This is a genomic window from Pseudomonas sp. Pseusp97, from assembly GCF_047304025.1.
Lineage (GTDB): Bacteria > Pseudomonadota > Gammaproteobacteria > Pseudomonadales > Pseudomonadaceae > Pseudomonas.
Window position 1 is genome coordinate 1 of record NZ_JBGLYK010000298.1, and the last position, 5,433, is coordinate 5,433.

The window sequence follows — 5,433 nt, forward strand, 5'->3', positions numbered from 1 at the left end:
TAGCCGAACAGCTCGGTCTCGGCCATGGATTCGGGCAGGCCGGCGCCTTCGAAGGCGCGCGCCCGGAAGGCAAGCTCGGCCTGCTGGAGTTGACCGCCGGCGGCACGCTGTTCCTCGACGGCGTCGGCGAGATGAGCCCGCGCCTGCAGGCCAAGTTGCTGCGCTTCCTGCAGGACGGCTGCTTCCGCCGCGTGGGCAGCGACGAGGAGGTTTACCTGGACGTGCGGGTGATCTGCGCGACCCAGGTGGACCTCTCCGAACTCTGCACCAAGGGCGAATTCCGCCAGGACCTCTACCACCGCCTCAACGTGCTGTCGCTGCACATCCCGCCGCTGCGCGAATGCCTGGACGGCCTGGAGCCGCTGGTCGAGCACTTCCTCGACCAGGCCAGCCGGCAGATCGGCTGCGCGCTGCCCAAGCTCTCGCCGCAGGCGCTGGATCGCCTGAGCCGCTACCACTGGCCGGGCAACGTGCGGCAGCTGGAGAACGCACTGTTCCAGGCGGTCTCGCTGTGCGAAGGCGGCACCATCCGCCCCGAGCACATCCGCCTGCCCGATTACGGCGCGCCGCATCCGCTGGGGGACTTCTCCCTGGAAGGCGGGCTGGACGCCATCGTCGGCCGGTTCGAGCGGGCGGTGCTGGAGCGGCTCTACCGCGAGCACCCGAGCAGCCGGCAGTTGGGCAAGCGCCTGGGTGTGTCGCATACCACCATCGCCAACAAGCTCCGGATGCATGGGCTGGGGCAGAACGAGGAGTCCTGAGGCGCTGGCCAGCTCTTCGTAGGAGCGAGCTTGCTCGCGAACCACCCGGTGCCGGAGTGTGCTGCAGGGTTATCCGCGGATAACCCGTTCCGGGTTATTCGCCCTACGTGCTGCGGATGCATGGGTTGGGGCAGAGCGAGGAGACCTGAGGCGTTGGCCAGCTCTTCGTAGGAGCGAGCTTGCTCGCGAACCACCCGGCGCCAGTGCGCCCCTTTAGAAGCAGACCTTGTCCGCGATTCGGCCTTCCCCTCTCATGGGAGTCACGGCGAAGCATGTCCGTAGGATGGCGTGGAGCGCAGCGATACCCATCGATAGCCACGTGCCAGCGTTATCCGCCCTGAGCATTGAGGCCCTGGCAGTGTGCGGTTCGCGAGCAAGCTCGCTCCTACAGAAAGCCGATAGGGGGGAGCGAAACGGGCCGCCCTCCCTTCGTCCGGTCACCAGGTCCTGGGCCGATACCCCTTCACGCACGCGCGCACTTCATCGTCGATCACATTGCCCGGCTTGATGCAGTCGGCCAGCTTGCGCGGGCTGTCGCTGTAGGGGGAGGCGGCGGGGGCTGCCGGCAGACCCTGCGGAGTCATGCCCAGGCGAATCTGCAGCAGCACCCAGCGCTCCTGCAGCCAGAGCTGGCTGGCCGGGTTGCGCCACAGGGCGGTACCGGCCGCGAGAATCAGCAAGGGGATGAGGAACCAAAGCAGCGGCTTCACCAGCATCCGCCAGTTGCGCTTCGGGTCCTCGGGCGGCCTCTGCTTGTTCTGCTGCCTGACCTGCTCCCAGTAATAGTCTCGATCACGGTCGCTCATCGAGTGTCATCCAGCGGTTGCAAGCCTCAAGAGTAACGGCTGGCGCGACCTGCGGCGAAGCGCGATCAGCGGTCCTTGTGACGGGCTTCGCGCACCACCATATTGGTCTGCATGACTGCCCCTCGAACCTCCTCCCGCGCCAAGCGAGCCGATGTGCTGTCCGCCTTCCACCCGGCGGTGGCAGGCTGGTTCCGTGCGCACTTCGCGGCACCGACCCAGGCGCAGGTGCAGGCCTGGCCGGCGATCCAGGCGGGCGAATCGACCCTGGTCGCGGCCCCCACCGGTTCGGGCAAGACGCTCACGGCGTTCATGGCCGCCATCGATGCCCTGGTCCGCGAAGGGCTGGCGAACGGCGGCGAGCTGCCCGACCGCACCAGCGTGGTCTACGTCTCGCCGCTCAAGGCGCTGTCCAACGACATCCGCATCAACCTCGAAGAGCCCCTCGCCGGCATCCGCGCCGCGCTGGTGGAGATGGGCTTGCCGGAGGTGGAAATCCGCACCGCGGTGCGTACCGGCGACACGACATCCGGCGAGCGCGAGGCCATGCGCCGGCGCGTGCCGCACATCCTGGTCACCACGCCGGAATCGCTCTACGTCCTGCTCGGCTCGGAATCCGGCCGCGCCATGCTGGCCGGCGCGCGCAGCGTGATAGTCGACGAAATCCATGCCATCGCCGCGAGCAAGCGCGGCAGCCATCTGGCGCTGTCGCTGGAGCGCCTGCAGGCACTGTGCGAGGGGCCGCTGGTGCGTATCGGCCTGTCTGCCACGCAGAAGCCCATCGAGGCGGTGGCGGGCTTCCTTGCCGGTCGCCACCAGGCCTGCCGCATCGTCGACATCGGCTACACCCGCCAGCGCGACCTGGGCCTGGAAGTGCCGGCGGCGCCGCTGGAAGCGGTGATGTCTCACGATGTCTGGGACAAGGTCTACGACCGTCTGGCCGAGCTGGCCAACCAACACCGCACCACACTCATCTTCGTCAACACCCGGCGCCTGTCCGAACGCATCACCCGGCATCTGGCCGAGCGCATCGGCGCCGGCTGGGTGGCGGCGCACCACGGCAGCCTGTCCAAGGAGCAGCGCCTGGGAGCCGAGCGGCGGCTCAAGGCCGGCCAGTTGCGCGTGCTGGTGGCCACCGCCTCGCTGGAGCTGGGCATCGACATCGGCGACGTGGAGCTGGTCTGCCAGATCAGCTCGCCGCGCTCCATCGCCGCCTTCCTGCAGCGCGTCGGTCGCTCCGGCCACAGCGTCGGCGGGACGCCCAAGGGACGTTTGTTCCCGACCTCGCGGGACGACCTGATCGAATGCGTGGCGCTGCTCGACAGCGTGCGCCGCAACGAGCTCGATACGTTGAGCATTCCCCATGCGCCACTGGACGTCCTGGCCCAGCAGATCATCGCCGAGGTGGCCTGCCGGGAATGGCAGGAGGACGCGCTGTTCGAACTTTTCACCGCGGCGCAGCCCTATGCCGAACTCGGCCGGGATAGCTTCGACGCCCTGCTGCGCACCCTGGCCGAGGGCTACACCAGCCGCAGCGGCCAGCGTGGCGCCTACCTGCACCGCGACGCCGTACACCAGCGCCTGCGCGGCCGGCGCGGCGCCAGGCTGGCGGCCGTGACCTCCGGCGGCACCATCCCCGAATCGGGCGATTACAGCGTGGTGCTGGAACCCCAGGGGCTCAACGTCGGCACGGTGAACGAGGACTTCGCCGTGGAAAGCCTGGCCGGCGACGTGTTCCAGCTGGGCAATGTCTCCTACCGCATCCTGCGCGTTGAGCCAGGGCGCGTGCGGGTTGAGGATGCCCACGGCCAGCCGCCGAACATTCCCTTCTGGCTCGGCGAAGCGCCCGGGCGCAGCGACGAGCTGTCCATCAGCGTCGCGCGCCTGCGCGGGCAACTGGACGAGCTGTTGGCCCAGGGGCAGGACGACCCCGAACCGCTGGCGCGCGCCAGGTATTCCACCAGCTGCCGCGCCGCGCCCTGGGCGCGCTGCCCACGCGCAGGACGCTGATCCTCGAACGCTTCTTCGACGAATCCGGCGGCATGCAGCTGGTCCTTCATTCGCCCTACGGCAGCCGCGTGAACCGCGCCTGGGGCCTGGCGTTGCGCAAGCGCTTCTGTCGCACCTTCAATTTCGAGCTGCAGGCTGCCGCCACCGAGGACGCCATCGTTCTCTCGCTGGCCACCAGCCACAGCTTTGCCTTGGACGAGGTGTGGCGCTACCTGCACTCCAACACTGCCGAGCAGGTGCTGATCCAGGCGCTGCTCGATGCGCCGCTGTTCGGCGTGCGCTGGCGCTGGAACGCCGCCACCGCGCTGGCACTGCCGCGTTTTTCCGGTGGCCGCAAGGTGCCGCCGCCGCTGCAGCGCATGCGCAGCGAAGACCTGCTGGCCTCGGTGTTCCCGGACCAGGTTGCGTGCCTGGAAAACATCGTCGGCGAGCGCGAGATTCCCGATCATCCCCTGGTGGTGCAGACCCTCGACGATTGCCTGCACGAGGCGATGGACAGCCAAGGCTGGCTCGACCTGCTGCGGCGCATGGAGCGCGGCGAGATCACCCTGCTGGCGCGCGACCTGCCGGCACCGTCGCCGCTGGCGGCGGAGGTGCTGTCGGCCAGTCCCTACGCCTTCCTCGACGACGCGCCGCTGGAAGAGCGCCGCACCCAGGCGGTGCAGAGCCGCCGCTGGACCGACCCGGAAAGCGCCGATGACCTCGGCGCGCTGGATGCCGAAGCCATCGCCGCGGTGCGCGCCGAGGTCTGGCCGCAGGCGCGCGATGCCGACGAGATGCACGAGGCGCTGACCGGCCTGGGCGGCGTCCGCGATAGCGAAGCGCGGGCCGATGAAGGCTGGCCGCAGCTGCTCAAATCGTTGGCCAAGGCGGGCCGGGCGACCTGCCTGCAACTGCCCGCCGGCGAAGTCTGGGTGGCGGCGGAGCGGCTGAGCCAGTGGCAGGCAATGCATCCGCAGGTGACAGCCAGACCCGTGCTCGACCTGCCGCCGGCGTTGCGTGAAACCTGCACGGCGGAGGAGGCGCGAGTGGAATTGGTGCGGGCGCGCCTGACCGGTTTCGGCCCGCGCCTGCTGCGTGAACTGGCGGAGGACCTGGGCATTTCCGCCAGCGATAGCGCTTTCGCCCTGGCCACCCTGGAGCGCGAGGGCTACGTACTGCGCGGTCGCTTCACGCCCGGCGCGAGCGAGGAGGAGTGGTGCGAGCGCCACCTGCTGGCGCGCATCCACCGCTACACGGTCAAGCGCCTGCGCCGGGAGATCGAACCGGTGGCGCGGGCCGACTTCATGCGCTTCCTGTTCGACTGGCAGCGGGTTTCCGCCGGCACGCGGATGCGCGGCGCGGAGTCGCTGGCCGGCGTGCTCAGCCAGCTGGAAGGCTTCCAGGCGGCGGCCAGTGCCTGGGAGAGCGACCTGCTGCCCAGCCGCGTGGCCGATTACGGAATCAACTGGCTGGACGACCTGTGCCGCGCTGGCCGCATCGTCTGGGCGCGGCTGCCGGGGCGTACGGTGGCCAAGGGCCGTGGCGGCCCGTTGAAAAGCACGCCGATCGTGCTGCTGCCGCGCGCACAGATGGCGCAGTGGAGCGTGCTGAGCGCGGGGCAGGCGGATGCCGAGCTTTCCGCAAAGGCCAACAAGGTGCTGGATGTGCTCAAGGAGCACGGCGCGTCTTTCTTCGAGGAACTGGCCAGCGACAGTCACCTGCTGCGCACCGAGCTGGAAACGGTGCTGGGTGAGCTGGTCGCGGCGGGGCGGGTAAATGCCGACAGCTTCGCCGGCCTGCGTGCCCTGCTGATGCCGGCGGCGCGCCGTCACCCGTCACGGCGGTCGCGCACGCCGCTGTTCGGCATGGCCGATGCC

The 5,433-nt window shown here is 69.4% G+C and carries 2 protein-coding genes and 1 pseudogene; 2 read left to right on the forward strand and 1 reads right to left on the reverse strand.

Annotated features, from left to right (window positions below; all coding sequences use genetic code 11):
• On the forward strand, positions 1-761 hold a 761-nt coding region (locus tag ACCC94_RS27465), incomplete at its 5' end, for a sigma 54-interacting transcriptional regulator (protein ID WP_413352757.1).
• Between the two features lie 437 nt (positions 762-1,198).
• Here the strand turns inward: ACCC94_RS27465 and ACCC94_RS27470 are convergent.
• Positions 1,199-1,567: a hypothetical protein gene (locus ACCC94_RS27470; protein ID WP_413352758.1), complete on the reverse strand. Its 369-nt coding sequence runs from the start codon at positions 1,565-1,567 to the stop codon at positions 1,199-1,201.
• Between the two features lie 111 nt (positions 1,568-1,678).
• Here ACCC94_RS27470 and ACCC94_RS27475 point away from each other — a divergent pair.
• A pseudogene (locus ACCC94_RS27475) lies at positions 1,679-5,433 on the forward strand (DEAD/DEAH box helicase); the annotation flags it as partial.

Bases quoted from the DNA above. Each gene is read 5' to 3' on its own strand.
- ACCC94_RS27470 (WP_413352758.1), bottom strand. From the start codon at position 1,567: ATGAGCGACCGTGATCGAGACTATTACTGGGAGCAGGTCAGGCAGCAG.